Source organism: Nonlabens spongiae (genome assembly GCF_002117125.1).
GTDB classification, from domain to species: domain Bacteria; phylum Bacteroidota; class Bacteroidia; order Flavobacteriales; family Flavobacteriaceae; genus Nonlabens; species Nonlabens spongiae.
The window spans coordinates 2,629,334-2,644,618 of record NZ_CP019344.1 but is presented as its reverse complement, the minus strand read 5'-3'; the positions used below and the strand labels follow the sequence as shown (position 1 = coordinate 2,644,618).

The 15,285-nt window shown below is 39.9% G+C and carries 15 protein-coding genes and 1 tRNA gene; 12 read left to right on the top strand and 4 right to left on the bottom strand.

The window, feature by feature from the left end; genetic code table 11:
* Nucleotides 1-3 precede the first annotated feature (3 nt).
* Nucleotides 4-657 (bottom strand): CoA transferase subunit B, encoded by a 654-nt coding sequence (locus tag BST97_RS12110; protein ID WP_085767487.1) that lies wholly within the window; start codon nucleotides 655-657, stop codon nucleotides 4-6.
* Entirely contained in the window at nucleotides 657-1,358 is a 702-nt protein-coding gene (locus BST97_RS12105) for a CoA transferase subunit A (RefSeq protein WP_085767486.1), read from the bottom strand. Before BST97_RS12105 ends, BST97_RS12110 begins: the two co-directional genes overlap by 1 nt.
* Nucleotides 1,359-1,718: 360 nt before the next feature.
* Here BST97_RS12105 and BST97_RS12100 point away from each other — a divergent pair, with 360 nt between their 5' ends.
* From BST97_RS12100 to BST97_RS12050, 10 genes are all read left to right on the top strand, one after another.
* A complete protein-coding gene (locus BST97_RS12100; protein ID WP_085767485.1) occupies nucleotides 1,719-3,014 on the top strand; it encodes a phage integrase SAM-like domain-containing protein in 1,296 nt (431 codons plus the stop codon).
* A gap of 10 nt (nucleotides 3,015-3,024) precedes the next feature.
* Entirely contained in the window at nucleotides 3,025-3,231 is a 207-nt protein-coding gene (locus BST97_RS12095) for a hypothetical protein (RefSeq protein ID WP_085767484.1), read from the top strand.
* 10 nt (nucleotides 3,232-3,241) lie between these two features.
* Nucleotides 3,242-3,493: a hypothetical protein gene (locus BST97_RS12090; protein ID WP_085767483.1), complete on the top strand. Its 252-nt coding sequence runs from the start codon at nucleotides 3,242-3,244 to the stop codon at nucleotides 3,491-3,493.
* The gene (locus BST97_RS12085; protein WP_085767482.1) at nucleotides 3,494-4,021 is read left to right on the top strand and encodes a hypothetical protein; all 528 of its coding nucleotides are present in this window, start codon (nucleotides 3,494-3,496) and stop codon (nucleotides 4,019-4,021) included.
* A gap of 292 nt (nucleotides 4,022-4,313) precedes the next feature.
* The gene (locus BST97_RS12080; protein WP_085767481.1) at nucleotides 4,314-4,502 is read left to right on the top strand and encodes a helix-turn-helix domain-containing protein; all 189 of its coding nucleotides are present in this window, start codon (nucleotides 4,314-4,316) and stop codon (nucleotides 4,500-4,502) included.
* 253 nt (nucleotides 4,503-4,755) lie between these two features.
* Nucleotides 4,756-5,214, top strand: a complete 459-nt coding sequence (locus BST97_RS12075; protein WP_085767480.1) for a hypothetical protein — start codon at nucleotides 4,756-4,758, stop codon at nucleotides 5,212-5,214.
* The gene (locus BST97_RS12070) at nucleotides 5,214-5,972 is read left to right on the top strand and encodes a hypothetical protein (RefSeq protein ID WP_085767479.1); all 759 of its coding nucleotides are present in this window, start codon (nucleotides 5,214-5,216) and stop codon (nucleotides 5,970-5,972) included. Before BST97_RS12075 ends, BST97_RS12070 begins: the two co-directional genes overlap by 1 nt.
* Before the next feature lie 345 nt (nucleotides 5,973-6,317).
* Nucleotides 6,318-6,794 carry a hypothetical protein gene (locus BST97_RS12065; RefSeq protein WP_085767478.1) on the top strand — a complete coding sequence of 159 codons (477 nt, stop codon included), beginning with the start codon at nucleotides 6,318-6,320 and terminating at the stop codon, nucleotides 6,792-6,794.
* Between the two features lie 577 nt (nucleotides 6,795-7,371).
* Nucleotides 7,372-10,068 (top strand): coiled-coil domain-containing protein, encoded by a 2,697-nt coding sequence (locus BST97_RS12055; RefSeq protein WP_085767476.1) that lies wholly within the window; start codon nucleotides 7,372-7,374, stop codon nucleotides 10,066-10,068.
* A 29-nt stretch (nucleotides 10,069-10,097) separates the two neighbouring features.
* Complete coding sequence (locus BST97_RS12050) at nucleotides 10,098-10,709, top strand: hypothetical protein (RefSeq protein WP_085767475.1); 612 nt, start codon at nucleotides 10,098-10,100, stop codon at nucleotides 10,707-10,709.
* A gap of 194 nt (nucleotides 10,710-10,903) precedes the next feature.
* Here BST97_RS12050 and BST97_RS12045 read toward each other — a convergent pair.
* A tRNA-Gln gene (locus tag BST97_RS12045) sits at nucleotides 10,904-10,974 on the bottom strand.
* A 199-nt stretch (nucleotides 10,975-11,173) separates the two neighbouring features.
* Here BST97_RS12045 and BST97_RS15870 point away from each other — a divergent pair.
* Together BST97_RS15870 and BST97_RS12040 are read left to right on the top strand one after the other, a co-directional pair.
* On the top strand, nucleotides 11,174-11,311 hold the full coding sequence (locus BST97_RS15870) for a hypothetical protein (RefSeq protein ID WP_157111651.1): 138 nt from the start codon (nucleotides 11,174-11,176) through the stop codon (nucleotides 11,309-11,311).
* A complete protein-coding gene (locus tag BST97_RS12040; RefSeq protein WP_085767474.1) occupies nucleotides 11,308-11,760 on the top strand; it encodes a 6-pyruvoyl trahydropterin synthase family protein in 453 nt (150 codons plus the stop codon). The genes BST97_RS15870 and BST97_RS12040 overlap by 4 nt, the downstream gene beginning before the upstream one ends.
* Here the strand turns inward: BST97_RS12040 and BST97_RS12035 are convergent.
* Complete coding sequence (locus BST97_RS12035; protein WP_085767473.1) at nucleotides 11,757-15,164, bottom strand: hypothetical protein; 3,408 nt, start codon at nucleotides 15,162-15,164, stop codon at nucleotides 11,757-11,759. The genes BST97_RS12040 and BST97_RS12035 overlap by 4 nt on opposite strands.
* Nucleotides 15,165-15,285: the final 121 nt, after the last annotated feature.

The window sequence follows — 15,285 nt, the reverse complement described above, 5'->3', positions numbered from 1 at the left end:
AGATTAAATTACCATTTCAGGAATATCGCCTTCAATAGTTAGATTTCCCTCTGTAGCTTCTTTTATTTGTTCCACACTCACTCCCGGTGCGCGTTCTAGCAACTTGAAGCCCTTATCAGTCACTTCTAGAACTGCTAGATTAGTGACCACTTTATTGATACAGTTCACACCTGTAAGCGGTAGGCTGCATCTTTTAAGTAGTTTTGAGGCTCCTGCTCTATTGGTATGCATCATCGCGACGATGATGTTCCCTGCACTGGCCACAAGATCCATGGCTCCTCCCATTCCCTTTACCATTTTACCAGGAATCTTCCAGTTAGCTATATCACCATTTTCTGCAACTTCCATGGCTCCAAGAATGGTCAAGTCTACATGCTGGCCCCTGATCATTCCAAAGCTCATCGCGCTATCAAAGAAACTCGCTCCTGGAAGTGTAGTAATGGTTTGTTTACCGGCATTGATTACATCTGGATCTTCATCTCCTTCAAAAGGAAATGGTCCCATGCCTAAAACACCGTTTTCAGACTGAAATTCAACCTCAAGTTTATCGGGTACGTAATTTGCCACCAGCGTGGGAATTCCTATTCCCAGATTCACATAATAGCCATCTTTTACCTCTCTTGCTATGCGTTTTGCAATTCCTATCTTATCTAACATCAGTCTCTGGTTCTAACGGTTCTTTGTTCAATTCTTTTCTCATAGCGCTCTCCTTTGAAAATACGCTTTACAAATATGCCTGGAATATGGATTTGATTGGGGTCCAGATCTCCTGCCGGCACCAGTTCCTCCACCTCAGCGACCGTGATCGTAGCCGCACCACACATCACCGGATTGAAATTACGCGCCGTTCCCTTGAAAATCAAGTTACCAGCCTCATCGCCTTTCCAAGCTTTTACAAAGGCAAAATCGGCTTTGAAGGCGTGCTCCAAAATATGTGGTTTACCATCAAAGTCTCTGGATTCCTTTCCCTCAGCGACTTCAGTTCCGTAACCTGCAGGAGTGTAAAACGCCGGGATACCTGCTTGCGCGGCACGACATCGTTCAGCGAGTGTTCCCTGAGGAATCAACTCCACTTCTAGTTCGCCGCTTAACATCTGTCTTTCAAACTCATCGTTTTCTCCTACATAGGAAGAAATCATCTTTTTGATTTGTTTGCCCTGAAGCAGTAGCCCGAGCCCAAAATCATCTATACCAGCATTGTTTGAAATACAAGTTAAATTCTCAACTCCTAGTTTCACCAACTCGCTGATACTGTTCTCAGGGATACCAGATAGGCCAAAACCGCCCACCATCAAGGTCATACCGCTTTTTACACCTTGTAAAGCCTCCACGGCATTTTTTACGGTTCTATTGATCATAGATTATAATTTGGTATAAAAATAAGGGAAATATGAGGGGAAAGTAAGAACTACATCGATTGATTTTGAGCTGGAACACTACCACGGTGTCGCGGCAATGGTTTAAATAATCTGCATAAAAAAATCCCGACTCAAAACTGAATCGGGATTTAGAAGTAGTCCCACTAGGACTATGACCTATAAAAACGTAACTCTCATAAAACTAAATATTTACCTGCTAAAGTACCTTGTTTTCAGTCTATTACTTGTAAATAGACAATATCATAAAGTATAATAAAATATAATAAGGTCAGAAATTAGGGGGAAAATAGGGGGAAATATATCCCCCTTTCGTATTTTTGTATCGTTCAAACTTTCAAAATGGCTACAGTTACCTATCGCACAAAGAGCGGATCAGGCTCTAAACACAATATTTATTTACGCATAAAAGATGGCGATAAATACGAATGCCTAAAAAGTACAGGTTATAGTATCGATCCTGATTTTTGGGAGCGTGGATTTGTTAAAGACAGAATTAGAGATGCAGATGCTAAGTCATTAAGAAAGAAATTGACAAAACTTAGAGATGAGGTTATTGATAATCTGGAAGTAACCCCAGCCAATTTGATTGACAGTAAGTGGCTAGAAAATAGAATTGCATCATTCAAAGGGGAAGTTTCCAAAAATGAAGAGATAAGCGATTATCTGACTGATTATGTGCAGCGCATTATCGATACCTCACATCTAAGAAAAAATGATCGTGGTGGTTATGGCTTGTCCGAAGGTCGTTTAAAGTCATATCGCAACCTCTTAAATATGGTTAAGCGTTACCAAGGCGACAAAAATTACAGAATCAAAGATGTTAACAAGTTGTTTCTGGAACGGTTCGCAGACTGGATGCTAACAGATCAAGGGTATTCTAAAAATTATGCGCTCAAGATCATAAGAGATACTAAAACAGTTTGCAAGGATGCACTAGGTAACAACATTGAAGTTGATAACACTCAATTTGCATTTGTAGCTCCTACAATCACAAATGAAAAACCGCTTTATCTCAACTTTGAGGAACTGAGCCAGATACAGAAAACCCGAATAGATAAAAATTACCTCATCAATGCTAGAAAATGGCTAGTACTGGGATGTCATATAGGTCAGCGCGGATCTGACTTATTGAGCCTTACAGCCGAAAATTACACTGTTAGAAACGGAGTTGAAGTAATTGAATTGACCCAGCAAAAGACTGGCAAAGCAATTATTATTCCGCTACCAAAAGAAGCCAGGGAAGTTATTGAGAGTGGTTTCCCTCATAAAATATCGCTTTCAAAATTCAATAAGTACCTGAAAGAGATAGCTGAACTTGCTGAAATAGACACTCCAACGCATGGCCGTAAAAGTACCGGCAAGGGAAAAAAGAGGGAGTTAGGTACATTCCCAAAGCATGATCTTATCTCTAGCCATGTATGTAGACGCTCTTATGCCAGCAACTACTACGGAACCATGCCGACACCTTTAATACTTCAGATCACAGGACACAGCACGGAAAAAATGCTATTGAAATATATCGGAAAGCCTAGCATTGACTATGTGCAGCAAATAGCAGATCATTACAGGCTATTGGAGCGCAAAGCCGAAAAAACGGCTAAGATGAACGTAATTAAGAATACAGGAACTAATTAAAATTCAAACTATGGAATATCAAAAGATCATTATGGAAGAAAATGAAAAATACCCAGATGAAGACTTTGTAAAATTTATGAGTACAGAGGATAGAAAAAATCGAATTGAATATTTCGGCACCTCAAGATGCGAAGACGTTAATAAGCAAGTAGAACAGATTGAAAACGAATTAGCTAAGTTCGATAAAGCTATAGAGAAAAAAGAAAGCAAAAATTAAAATTCAAACTATGCACACAATTATCACAATTAAAGACGGCAAGCAACACGTATCAAGAAGGGAACTTGATCGTAAGTTGTACGGTTTACATCCTAACGCTAGCGAAAGAATATCAGTTTTTTCACTTGATGAAAATGTAATCTGCGACGATATAGATTTTAACCAATATCTTCTATATCCGCGTAAAATGCTGAATTATGATATTAAAGAACAACGGAGTTCAAAATTTGAAGCTCATGTTACTAGAATTGACTTTGAGTAAATGGCATACGGAATATTGACAACTTCGGTAAAAAGTTTGATAGGAAAAAAGATAAGACCTAATCAGTTCCGCTATCTGAAACCTAAGGAATTGAAAGCAATGAAAGTTGAGATTGAAAATTTATTAAAGTCAAAAAATGGTAATTATTCATTTAAGGCATTTTTGAAAAATTGTAACATTGAATCTGGTTCAATTCAATCACTCCTCACCATTTCTAACATTGGATTCTTTATACTTCACTATGAACAAAGATTTAAAAATTCTAAAATGGAAACCTTGATTGCGTTTTTAAATCAGTTGGACAAAAGAGAACACAGAAAATTTCTTATCAAAGAAGATGTATTACCCCCTTTAAAAATGAATCTTAGAGACATTGACCAAAAAAAGACTTTTATAAAAAAGTTTAAAAAACTATTAGTTGAATATTCACAGGCAACAAACAAAGATGTACATAGCATTCTCAAAGAAAGATTTTTACTTGAACTCTCTGATAATACTTTGAAAAGATATCTCACTGACAATTCGTAATAAAAAAAAATTCTTATTATTTAACACCTTAATTATCAACTGATTAAAATATTTGCATGATACAAATATACTTGAACCACACAATATAAAATACTGTATTTCAATTGTTTAATCTAATAAAAACAAGAGATATTAAGAACTTCTAAGTTTCAAATTAGCTAAAAAAGGTAATAATTTTATCAAATAATAAAAGGCTACCGATCCATTTGAAACTTCACGATAGCCAGTAATGTAGGAGTTACAAAGATATTAGACATTCTCAAATGGATCATAGTCATAACTAAAATTTGTTATGAGTACAATCCAAACTTCACACAAAAACAAAATCTACTACACACGCAAAGAGGTTGCAGATTTATTCAGTTGTACGTTAGCTACTATCTACAACTGGACTAAACAGGGCAAGCTAAAAGCCTACGGCAAAGGTGGGCGCGTTTTCTACAAGGTAGATGAGGTACATGAATCCCTAGTTGAACTTTAGGGATGTGGGCTGCTTAACCACTTCACAAAAAAAAAGGACACCTCAACGATGTCCTTTAATTGTTCAAACTATACACGTGGCTACGTGTGTAGAACGACAAAGATACGCCCTATTATGAAAAATCAAAGGGCAAATAAAGATCGTATTGAGCGCGTCCGGGTATTATCAAAATCTCTGGAACATTGCCAGCCGATAAACGAGCGTTTGAAAATCAGACTTTACAAGCGCATAGGCTTTAACCTCAGCTAGTTTTATGGCAAAGACGAGATACAAAAAGCCTGAGAGCTTAAAAAAGTTTGAGGACTTCGCTTTTAAAAAGAAGGTAGAAGCAAATCCCTCATTTCCTTATCCAGTAAAAACGAGGTATAGCGACCGTGATACAAACTCCCTAACTAAATGCGTTCAGGACTGTATCGAACTAACTGGCGGATTTGTCGAGCGCGTGAACAGCACGGGAATGCTACTCAAGACAAAAGATGGTGAACGGTGGGTTAAAGGTAGTAGTCGTGCAGGTACAAGCGATCTTCATGCGCTCATCAAAGGCGTAAGCGTAAAGATTGAGATTAAGTGTAAGTACACCAACGACCGCCAGAGCGAAGCGCAAAAGCAATATCAAAGAGATATAGAACGAGCTGGAGGGATTTATGTAATTGTTCGGGACTTCACGGAATTTACAAACTGGTATCGCAAATTTTTAAGGGAGCATAAGTAATGACCGAAGATATCAAATACATAAACTTTCCTTTAGTCATGCTACGCGGATTTATGAGCGATACGAGAAGTGTGCTCAAAGATGTTCTCTATTACGCAATCGCTAAAAAAATTGATGAATACTACGATCAAGAAGGATTCGAATGGACTATAAACGAGGACGAATGCAAAGGTTTTGCAATAGCCATGAGCTATTACGGATTGAAGGCAAAATACAATTCTGAGCGATTAAATAGGGGACGTGAATTAATGCAATACCATGAAGATGAAAGCCTATTTGTAGGTATAAATATAGATCACTTAATAAGCTACATGAATACTGAAAAATCTGATTTTCAAAAGGTTTGCTTATTGGGTTTTCTAGCTTTCAAAAGCATCATTCAGGACAAGCCGTATTGTAAGGTTACCAATAAATACTGGCTTTCGCGAATGGATGGCAAAGCCAAATCGATAAGAACTGAAGGGAAGTACAACTTTCAAGGGATTTCCGATGACTTACAACCCTACTGCAATAAATATCAGTTAGGGAAGATTAAAAACGAACTGCGAGACAATTGGAACGTACTGGTTTACTCCTACTACACCAGAGGTTTTTATGTAGCTATCAAAAGCGATAAGATGAACCTTGACAAGCTGGTTTATTGCGCTGAGGTGAACCGTAAAACTACCAAAGAGAAGCAAGCTCAAAGAGAGGTCAAAGATGCAAGGGAGCGCGCTTTATTAAAGATTCAGAATGCATCTATAAATCAAGGGAAATGAGAACAGTACCATTACAGTACCATAACAGCACCTATAATAAGAGAATTCAACTCAATTGCTCTGGAAGCATCGCTTTAAGGGTATGGTTAGCCATGGTTTTTTTCATCAAATCAACAAAACATTGTCGTCACATTCTCAAAACATTTACGGCACCTATAATAATATACATTAATAAGCTACTTAATAATCTATACTATAAAACTAGAATAAGAGGAGTTTTTTATCAAAAACGATCTTGTTTTTTCTCTTCCAATCCAACTATTAAACAACCAGAGCGCAAGCTTTTAAAAAAAGAAAAAAGTTCCGCTCAAAAAGAAAAATGTAAACTCATCAAATTTTAAAACCATGCTCACTAAAAAGCAAAGACTTTCAAAGCTGAACGGAATTTTCGTCAGCATTGCGAACCTCAAAACTCAAAACAAGATCGTTCAGGATGCCAATGCTGATGAACTGGACTTCTATGAACTAGATGCAGACGATACGCCAGATATTGGCGACCGTGTAAGCGTTGACGATGATAAAAAATACACAGGTCAAAGAGTGATGCCAGACGGATCCACCGTGATAATCAAAGAAGGAGTTTTAATAGATATTCTCGAAAGCGAAGACGATCACCTTTACGCAAAACATAATTGCGTTGCACATCTGAAAAATAATGAAGGTGAAGTCGTAAAGATTTATGGTGATGCTGATACACCGTTCGCGCCTGGTAATCGTGTAACTGTCAATTCAAAGAAAAATCAGGCTAACAAAGTCATTCATTTCCAAAGCCTAACCGTTCACGTGCGGTATGGGAAATTGCTAGATATTGACAATGAGTGATTTGAGCCGTGTAATGAGTAGAATAAAAAGAAAACAGCGGTTCAAGGTTGTTAGCAAATATTAAGGTTTAAAACTCAAATCCAATCATTGCCCGAATGGGGTTTACTACGTAAATACTACGAAAAGAAGGGTGAGTTTGGGGTGATGTCTGACCCAAAGATTACCCAAAGGGTAAATGAAAAGATAATTCATCAGAACTTGTCAAAACTTAACATTGAAATCAAGATGAACCTTACAAAACCTGACATGAAAAAACGCCGAAAAAACGCCGAAAAATGAAAACAACCTCAACACTAAAATCAATTCAAATGCACCGATACGGAAAGGAGGGTCAAAATGAGTAAAGAAGTAGACCTTCAGGAAAAATACAACGTTAACGCGGTCATAGTTACCGCTATCGACTGGGCAGCAAACGAAACGAACCTATCCGATTTTGAGATAGCAAACATAGTCAGGTACTTCACAACGCCCTACTTCCATGAGCGATGGAAAAAAAACTTTGTTATTTGCTCAAGTGATGCCGAGCTAAAAAAAGAACTGGAAAACGAAATCATTAACCTAATACAAGAAACTACAGATGTCAAAAATAAAAATCTTCGAGCTGGATATCGACGTGGATGCGGTACTCAAAAGTCAAACGGAATTAAAGAAGCGATTAGACCGCAGCAAGGAATCACTAGACGCACTAAAAAAGTCTGGCGACACTTCATCTCGTACATACGTAGAGCTGCAAGCTGAAACCAAGGCGTTAAACCGTGAATACAACGCGAGTCAAACACAACTGGGTAAACTCCTAGAACTTCAGGGCAAAGAAATAAAAACGGTCAAAGAAGCGGAAAACGCGCTATCGATAATAAACAAGCGATGGTCTGAGACTAAACAACTGTACGGTGAAAATTCCATTCAGGCAGAACAGTTAGCAGCAAAGCACAAAGAACTGAAAGACCGCACCGTAGAACTTCGCAAAGGCATAGGCGATACCTCTACAAATATCGGACGTTATTCCGAAGGGGTAAAAGAAGCGTTTGAAGGTACAAGTATTTTTAGCGGTGGTCTGAGTGGCATGGTTCAAAAATCCGAAGAATCTGGAGGCGCGCTGAACTTGGTTAAAGGTGGTCTGAAAGGTGCTGCAACTGGAATGTGGGGAATGACCAAGGCGACACTTGCATTTATCGCAACCCCTATCGGTGCAATTCTGGCCGTACTGGTCGGAGCGTTTGCGCTAGTCAAAAGCGCATTGAACCGAAGCGAGGATTCCACTAACAAACTCATGAGGGCGTTTAGCGGTTTTTCTGGAATCACTAACAAACTATTGAAGTTTCTGGAACCGTTGGGCGAATTTCTTATCGATGGGATTGTGAAAGGTTTTGAACTGGCAGAAAAAGCGATTTTCAAGGGAATTGATGCGATAGCTTCAGGACTTGAATTGCTAGGTTTTGAAGAACAGGCAGCAGCTTTGCGAAAGTTCAATATTGAGGTTCAGGAAAGCAGCGCACAAGCCAAAGAATTAGCGGATGCGGAAGCGTTTTTAAGAAACGAGCAGCGCAAGTCTGGGAAAATTCAAAAGGACTATCAAAGAGAAGCTGAGAAGTTGCGACAAATCCGCGACGATGAAAGCAAAAGCATTCAGGAGCGAGTAGCTGCAAATGAAGAATTAGGGAAAACCCTCAAAAAACAGCTAGAAGAAGAATTGAGAATCGCACAGCTCAATCTTGAAGTAAACAATATCCGAATTGAGCAAGAAGGTAGAACTCAAGAAGCTCTGGACGCACAAGCCGAAGCCCTTGAAGCCATTGCGGACATTCGCGAAAGGATAACTGGTCAGGAATCGGAGCAGTTAACAAACCGCGTTCAGTTGCAAAAAGAAGCTGCACAACAGCAAAAAGAGATTGCAGACAAGGCGATAGCCGAACAAGAAGCGCAGCTTCAATTATTCATTCAGCAACAGGGGCACCGTAAAAAGACACTTGAAGAACAGCTCAAAGTCGCTGAGGATGTTTACAAAAAAGAGGTCGATATCCTCAAGGCAAATCTTAAAAACAGAAATGTTACCGAGACTGAATACGATGCTGAACTTCTAAGGCTTAAAAATGAACTGGCAAGCCAACGCGCAGAAGTTGCAGTTCAGGCAGCATCTCAAGAATTGCAAGCCTACCTGAATGCTAACCAGAGCCGAATAGATGCCGAAACCCGATTGACTGATGAAGTCGTAAAAGCCGAAGAGGATCGTTTGCAACGCATTAAGGAAAAACAGCAGCAATATCACAAGGCTAGACTTATTCAGGGAGAAATCAATGAAACTGAATACAACGAGAAGATTGACGAGATAAATGAGCAGAACAGAATCAAAAATGAGGAGCTGAAAACCGCTCAGAAAGAGCAGGAAAAAGAAGCGGATCTAATTGACCTTGAGAACAAACGCATTCTCGGTGAAGAAAACTTCTTAATGAATCTTGAGAACCGTAGAAACGAACTTGAGAGACAACGACAGCAAGAAATCAAAGAAGCTGAAATCACCGGTGCAGATGTGAACTTGATAAATGCCAGATATGCAGCAATGGACAAACAGCTTAGGGAAGAATCTCTACAGTACAAGTTAGCCGTTGGTAAAAGCTATTTAGATCGCGTCTCTGGATTATTGGATCAAGAAAGCGCATTGGGCAAATCAGTTGCGATAGCTTCGGTCGTTGCGGATAAAGCAGCAGCTATTTCACAGATTGTAAGCCAGACGGGAATTGCAAACACTAAAGCTATCGCAGCATCTCCTTTGACGTTTGGTCAGCCATGGGTAACAATAAACACCGTACAGGCGGGAATTAGCACAGGTCTAGCGGTTGCTGAAGGAGCAAAAGCAATCAGAGACATTAAAAAAGCCGAAAAAGGAGCATTGTTCAGTATAGGCGGTAAGCGTCATTCGCAAGGCGGAACAAAGTTTCTAGGCGAAGATGGAACTGCATTTGAAGCGGAACAAGGGGAACTGATTGGAGTGATGAATCGCAATGCAGCGCGCTTGTTCATGGACTTCAACAATATGCACCTAAACAGCCGTACAGCTTCGACACCCAATTACTTTGCAGATGGCGGGATTGTAACCAGATCATTCGTGCAGTCAAACACTCAAAGACCTAATCGAGTGCCAGCAGTTGATTATGACCGCATGGCAGCATCTTTTAAGGACGCGGTTAGCTCTTTACCGTCTCCGATAACGTCCGTTGAAGATATCATTTCCAGCGTTTCAAAAAGAAACTCCATAGTTGATGGAGCAAATATTTAGACCAAAAATCAATTTTAATTTTAACAAACATGAAAACTACAGAACAACAATTCGAACCGATTTTACTGAATATCGACAAATTCAGAGTTCAAACCAGAAAAACAGACCTTGACAGGGAGTTAAATTTTTACAACGATGTACTGAGGATTGCCAGGAGCATCTTAGGCGAAATTACGGACAGCACGGCCGTAGAAATATTATCCGCTTTAAACCGTAAAGAAGCGGTCATGAAAAAGCTTCGCAAGACCTACCAATTCCCAAACGCAACGGATGAGTTTAATCTTTCCGCTCTGGGAATAGATGTTTCGGTCATGGATCATTCCTTCAATAACAGAATGTTCGTCTCTAAATATTTTGAGGTCAAAAACGGCAAGGTTGCGCTAAGTCCTGAAATTGATGAGATTCTAACTGATGAGTTCAGCACTTACACCAGACACGAAGTGCAGAATAACGAATACCATCGGATCAATAAATTTTGCGAGATGTTGAACGGCTTTAAAGATAGTAGCATGATCGATAGCTCTTACGGTCATGTTCTGGCACCGTTCAGATTTGCCGATTATGATCCTGAGAAAGGATATATTCCTAAATCCAGCTACGTGAAAGATATCGATGAAAACGGTATCTATCGCGGTCTATAATAGCTATATTTGAATATCTTATTTTTGGTCATTGAAGCCTCTCCGATTTTGGGGAGGTTTTTTTATTGCGTTCAATCGAAATAAAACAGCTTAAAAAGCCCTTAACTGATCTTCAAGGGGGAATATAAGGGGAAAGCACGTATTACAAAACAACAAAAAACCCTCAAAACTAGACAGTTAAGAGGGTTGTTTTGTAGTCCCACTAGGACTCGAACCTAGAATGACGGTACCAAAAACCGGAGTGTTACCATTACACCATGGGACTATTGCGGGTGCAAAAATAAAACAATTCAGAAAATGCGCAAATGAATTTTATAAAAATTTCTCGGTTGTATTTCATGTTCAATGGAGCTGAATGTTTATCTCGCTTTCGCGAAAGCGGAAACACTCTAAAACAACTACAATTGAATGAGCTACTTGAAATCAACTGTATATAACTCAGTATCTTTGCGGAAAATTTTGCTATGCTGCTTCAAATAGACGACGAAAACTGGTTTATTTCCATTTCAAGATTTATGGGTGGGACCGGTATCTTTCTTTTAATTGCAATCATTCTCGTAGTTGTGGTGGCTTACAATAAGTTTTTTAAGAACAGAAGATGAAAAAGGTACGCATCACCAAGGAATTTACTTTTGAAACCGGTCACGCGCTTCACGGCTATGACGGTAAATGCCGTAATGTGCATGGACATAGTTATAAATTAGCCGTTACCGTGATTGGCACTCCTATTTCTGACACTAATAATGTGAAGCTGGGAATGGTGATCGATTTTGGCGACTTGAAGAAAATCGTCAAGGAAGAAATTGTGGATCCTTTTGATCATGCTACTGTTTTTAACAAAAACACCCCTCACGTAGAACTTGCTGAAGAACTGAGAGGCAGAGGTCATGATGTGATTCTCGCCGATTACCAGCCTACAAGCGAGATGATGATTCTGGATTTTGCCGAGAAAATCAAATCACGTCTACCCGAGCATCTTGAGCTTTTTTCCCTAAGACTCAGGGAAACAGAAACCAGCTATGCGGAATGGCACGCTAGCGATCAGGCCTAAAAATAAGCTTTGAGCTGTACGCTGCCATTGTGAACAGTGCGACTGCTCTCTGTCCCACGACCATTATAATTGAGGTTGAGATCCAGGTAACTGGTCAGCTTTTTTTGAAATAACAGATTCCAAGTCAAGTTAGAGCCTGGTTGTAGCCCTTCCAGCATCTGAAAACCAGCTGGGGAGAAAGCGACACCTTCAAATACATTGTTGACGTATCGCAGCTCACCGTTGATCGCATATTTCTGGCTTTCATTAAAAGACCAGGTAACGCCTAGGTTACTTTGTGAGAGGGTTGCGAGATCGTTTACTTCGTTTTTTTTGTCTTGGTATTCAAAAAATAGATCGATGCGATTACTGTCGTTGAACAAATAGGAAATTTGTGGCTTAATGAGATTTTCATCGATTTTGAAATTCCGATTGGGGAAATTCTCGCTGCTGCTGGAATTAAAGCCTATTTGCGCATTGAAAGTGATCAACCATTGCTCTGCAATCTTATGTAAAAAACTGAGCTGGTGACTTTCCAGTTCACTAGCTATACTGCCTATGCTTTGCAAATTTTCGGTTTCCGTACTGAGGTAGGTGTAATTTGTGGTGTAGCGCTGCTTGCCTCGATTGAAAAATAGGCTGTTCCTGAAACTAAGATTAAGACCTTGCTGGTCATCAGCTCTTCTGAAGGGATTTAAATTAAAAGCATCTCCCTCTCGCAAAACCATGCGGTCTATGGTGTAACCTATTTGATTATAAAATTGTGATAGAATCTTTTTTAAACCTTCTTCTTGCGACCACGACGCAGGTTGCAAGGTTAAAGTCTGAGAAAACTTATTCTGGTGTGTGGGGAGGAAAATTTGATTGGGAAGCAACACCCTTACAAAACTTGCTTGATCTTGAAATTGAGCCACTTCAAATTCATTCAATTCCTGTACACCATCGTTGTTATAGTCGATCCAAGTAAAGGTTCCCTGTCCCGGATTGACACTCACATAGGTAAAATCTTGTCGAGCAATGCTGGCGCTGTTAGTCTCGTAGGTTGTATTAGATAGTATTTTGCCTTCAAAAAACTTGCGTCTATATAGAATTCTGGAATTGAACGACACTTCATCTTCTACATTTTCCATTTCACTTTTGAGCCTGCGATAGTTGGCATATATCGCAAGATTGCTTACCTGATCTTTTAGGAGTTGTGACTTGAGGTAGTAATTGTTTGAAGCATTTACTCGTTGAATTTCATTGCTTCTCAAACTATCATTAATGCGTCGTCGATAACCTACTTCAACAAAAGTTGAGGTAGTATCGCCTCTTCCTACATACACTTCATAATTGTAAAACCGCTGCGATTCTCCCGTAAATTGATTTGTTGCTACCAGCTTTTGTTTATTATCCTCCATTCCAAATCGTGCTCCAGCGTAGTTTTTCTTGATTTTCTTTACCACATCTACATCTGCACGATTGAATTCTGTCGATAATGTGTTTGATTCTGAATTCAGAAGACTTGCGTTGTAGCGAGCTTTCCAGCCCGGCGTACTCAAGAGTCCAACTAATCGGTGACGGTTTCCTGAATAAGAATCAGAAAACTCGAGCAGTTGGAATTCATAACTGGTGGTGAAGGTCGAATCAACTTTAAAATCGAGACCTGTTGTAGAGTAAAGCTGGCTGCCGCTTTCATTGTTCAGGTTCCAATCCCGATTGAACTCAATGTTATAAACCCGTTCCACGTTTTGAAAATCTTCTTGAACGTAGTCTACATTAGCTCTTGCCGTGAGTGACACGTTGTCTTTATCCTCGAACAAAGTTTGTGCAACTCCTAACTTAGCTGCGATACCTCTATTATTCTCGTCATCAAGTTCAGAAAATCGGTTGAGATCATTGTTACTTGCCGCTATTTCAGTAGCAATAATGGTTTTTTCAAATGGCTGATAATTTGCTTTTGCTCCAAAAATGGTCAGCTGTTCTGGGGCAAAAAGTTGCACGACAGGAGCAAAATTTCCTTGCGGTATTCCATTTACCGGAGCTACGTATTCATAAATATTTGCGATAGCCTGATCATTGATTAATACGTAGTTCCCATTTCCCTGCCCTACGAAGCTGAACCTGACATTAAATAATTCCTCGTTGGGATCTTGGGAAAATGTAAATACTTCCTGGCCATTAATCACAGATCTTGTGTAGAGGATTTTATTTTCAGAAAATGAGTCAGGCACTGCGCTGGGAGCTACTGCGAGACTTTCATCATCGCCGGCCTGGGCGAGAATGGCTACTTGTTCTTCCGTCAGGTTTTGTTGCAGCGGTTGGTTTTTTGCGTCGCTTTCTGTGTAGGCATAGGTGTCGATCTGTAGTTTTTCACTTTTGTAACCGCCATTTGCAAAACCTATGACGCGGGTAAAGTTGCGCTCGCTATATTGATACTCTATAGAGATACGCATTTCACTTGTAATGGGAAAAGTGGGGGTAAATCGCACTTCTCCCGCATTGTAATCGATTACATAATCTGCATTCTCACCACGGGTAAGAGGCACACCATTTACAAAGACCCGCTCACTGCCCGAGACAACCAGAATAAAAAGCTCTCCATTTTGTCCCGTCAATTTATACGGTCCCTGATTGCCTTCCTGACCGGTAAATCTCGAGATATTAAAAGTTCCACGTACCAGCGCTCCAGCCGCTGAGGCATAAGCTCGATGATCCTCACTGCCAAAATTGATCGTTCCCGAAATTCCTTGAACTCGTTTTGTAAAACTGTTGAACTGAAAATCGGTTTGAACGAGATCTACGTCTCCTGCTCTGATGTTCCAGTCCTCACTGAAAAGTTCAATAAATATTTGATCAAATTCATCCAGTCGCTGGGAATAACCGTTTTGAGTCTGCGGCACATTAGCGTCTTGTATGGATGCACGCAATGAGACTCGATCATTAAGCTTACCGGTCACCCGCAGATCCAGCTCAGAATCTACCACGCCGCTTTGATTATTTCCCGATCTGAAACCACGAGAAATACTTCCAGAAACATTCAACCCAGAAAATGGCACAAATGTATTTGTGGAACGTGGTTTTTGCGATGCTACAAGTTTCTCAAGCTGACTTTCATTATCAAGAATCACAGCAGGATCACCAGATTGATATGTGCGGGTAAGGAAATCGGGTAGCTTTTGATATTGCACATCGAGTGAATCCATCGCCTCAGAAAGGCTAGGCTGGAAACGGATAAGGGCTTTAGAAAAGTCAATTTGATACAATGTAGAATCCACAAGAGTCCCATCCCGATATTTCAATTGAAAGTAGCGCGGGCTAATACTCACTGAGTCCAACCTGATGCTGTCGCTGACTTTTACTCTTTTAGAAACCACGTTTCCATAATCCTGCGAGTATCCAGAATAGCCTATTGCCAAAAGAAAAAATAGGATGTACCAGCGCATTTAGATAAAACAGAAAAAATAGTTAATTATTTTATTACCCTAAGACTCCCAAGCATCTATGGTCAACCAGATATACTTGGTTGGAGATTTTTATTTTAATACGCTTTCGCGCGGTCGCTGA

Coding starts and splice junctions, on each gene's coding strand:
- BST97_RS12110 (WP_085767487.1), bottom strand. CDS start 657: ATGTTAGATAAGATAGGAATTGCAAAACGCATAGCAAGAGAGGTAAAA.
- BST97_RS12105 (WP_085767486.1), bottom strand. CDS start 1,358: ATGATCAATAGAACCGTAAAAAATGCCGTGGAGGCTTTACAAGGTGTA.
- BST97_RS12100 (WP_085767485.1), top strand. CDS start 1,719: ATGGCTACAGTTACCTATCGCACAAAGAGCGGATCAGGCTCTAAACAC.
- BST97_RS12095 (WP_085767484.1), top strand. CDS start 3,025: ATGGAATATCAAAAGATCATTATGGAAGAAAATGAAAAATACCCAGAT.
- BST97_RS12090 (WP_085767483.1), top strand. CDS start 3,242: ATGCACACAATTATCACAATTAAAGACGGCAAGCAACACGTATCAAGA.
- BST97_RS12085 (WP_085767482.1), top strand. CDS start 3,494: ATGGCATACGGAATATTGACAACTTCGGTAAAAAGTTTGATAGGAAAA.
- BST97_RS12080 (WP_085767481.1), top strand. CDS start 4,314: ATGAGTACAATCCAAACTTCACACAAAAACAAAATCTACTACACACGC.
- BST97_RS12075 (WP_085767480.1), top strand. CDS start 4,756: ATGGCAAAGACGAGATACAAAAAGCCTGAGAGCTTAAAAAAGTTTGAG.
- BST97_RS12070 (WP_085767479.1), top strand. CDS start 5,214: ATGACCGAAGATATCAAATACATAAACTTTCCTTTAGTCATGCTACGC.
- BST97_RS12065 (WP_085767478.1), top strand. CDS start 6,318: ATGCTCACTAAAAAGCAAAGACTTTCAAAGCTGAACGGAATTTTCGTC.
- BST97_RS12055 (WP_085767476.1), top strand. CDS start 7,372: ATGTCAAAAATAAAAATCTTCGAGCTGGATATCGACGTGGATGCGGTA.
- BST97_RS12050 (WP_085767475.1), top strand. CDS start 10,098: ATGAAAACTACAGAACAACAATTCGAACCGATTTTACTGAATATCGAC.
- BST97_RS15870 (WP_157111651.1), top strand. CDS start 11,174: ATGCTGCTTCAAATAGACGACGAAAACTGGTTTATTTCCATTTCAAGA.
- BST97_RS12040 (WP_085767474.1), top strand. CDS start 11,308: ATGAAAAAGGTACGCATCACCAAGGAATTTACTTTTGAAACCGGTCAC.
- BST97_RS12035 (WP_085767473.1), bottom strand. CDS start 15,164: ATGCGCTGGTACATCCTATTTTTTCTTTTGGCAATAGGCTATTCTGGA.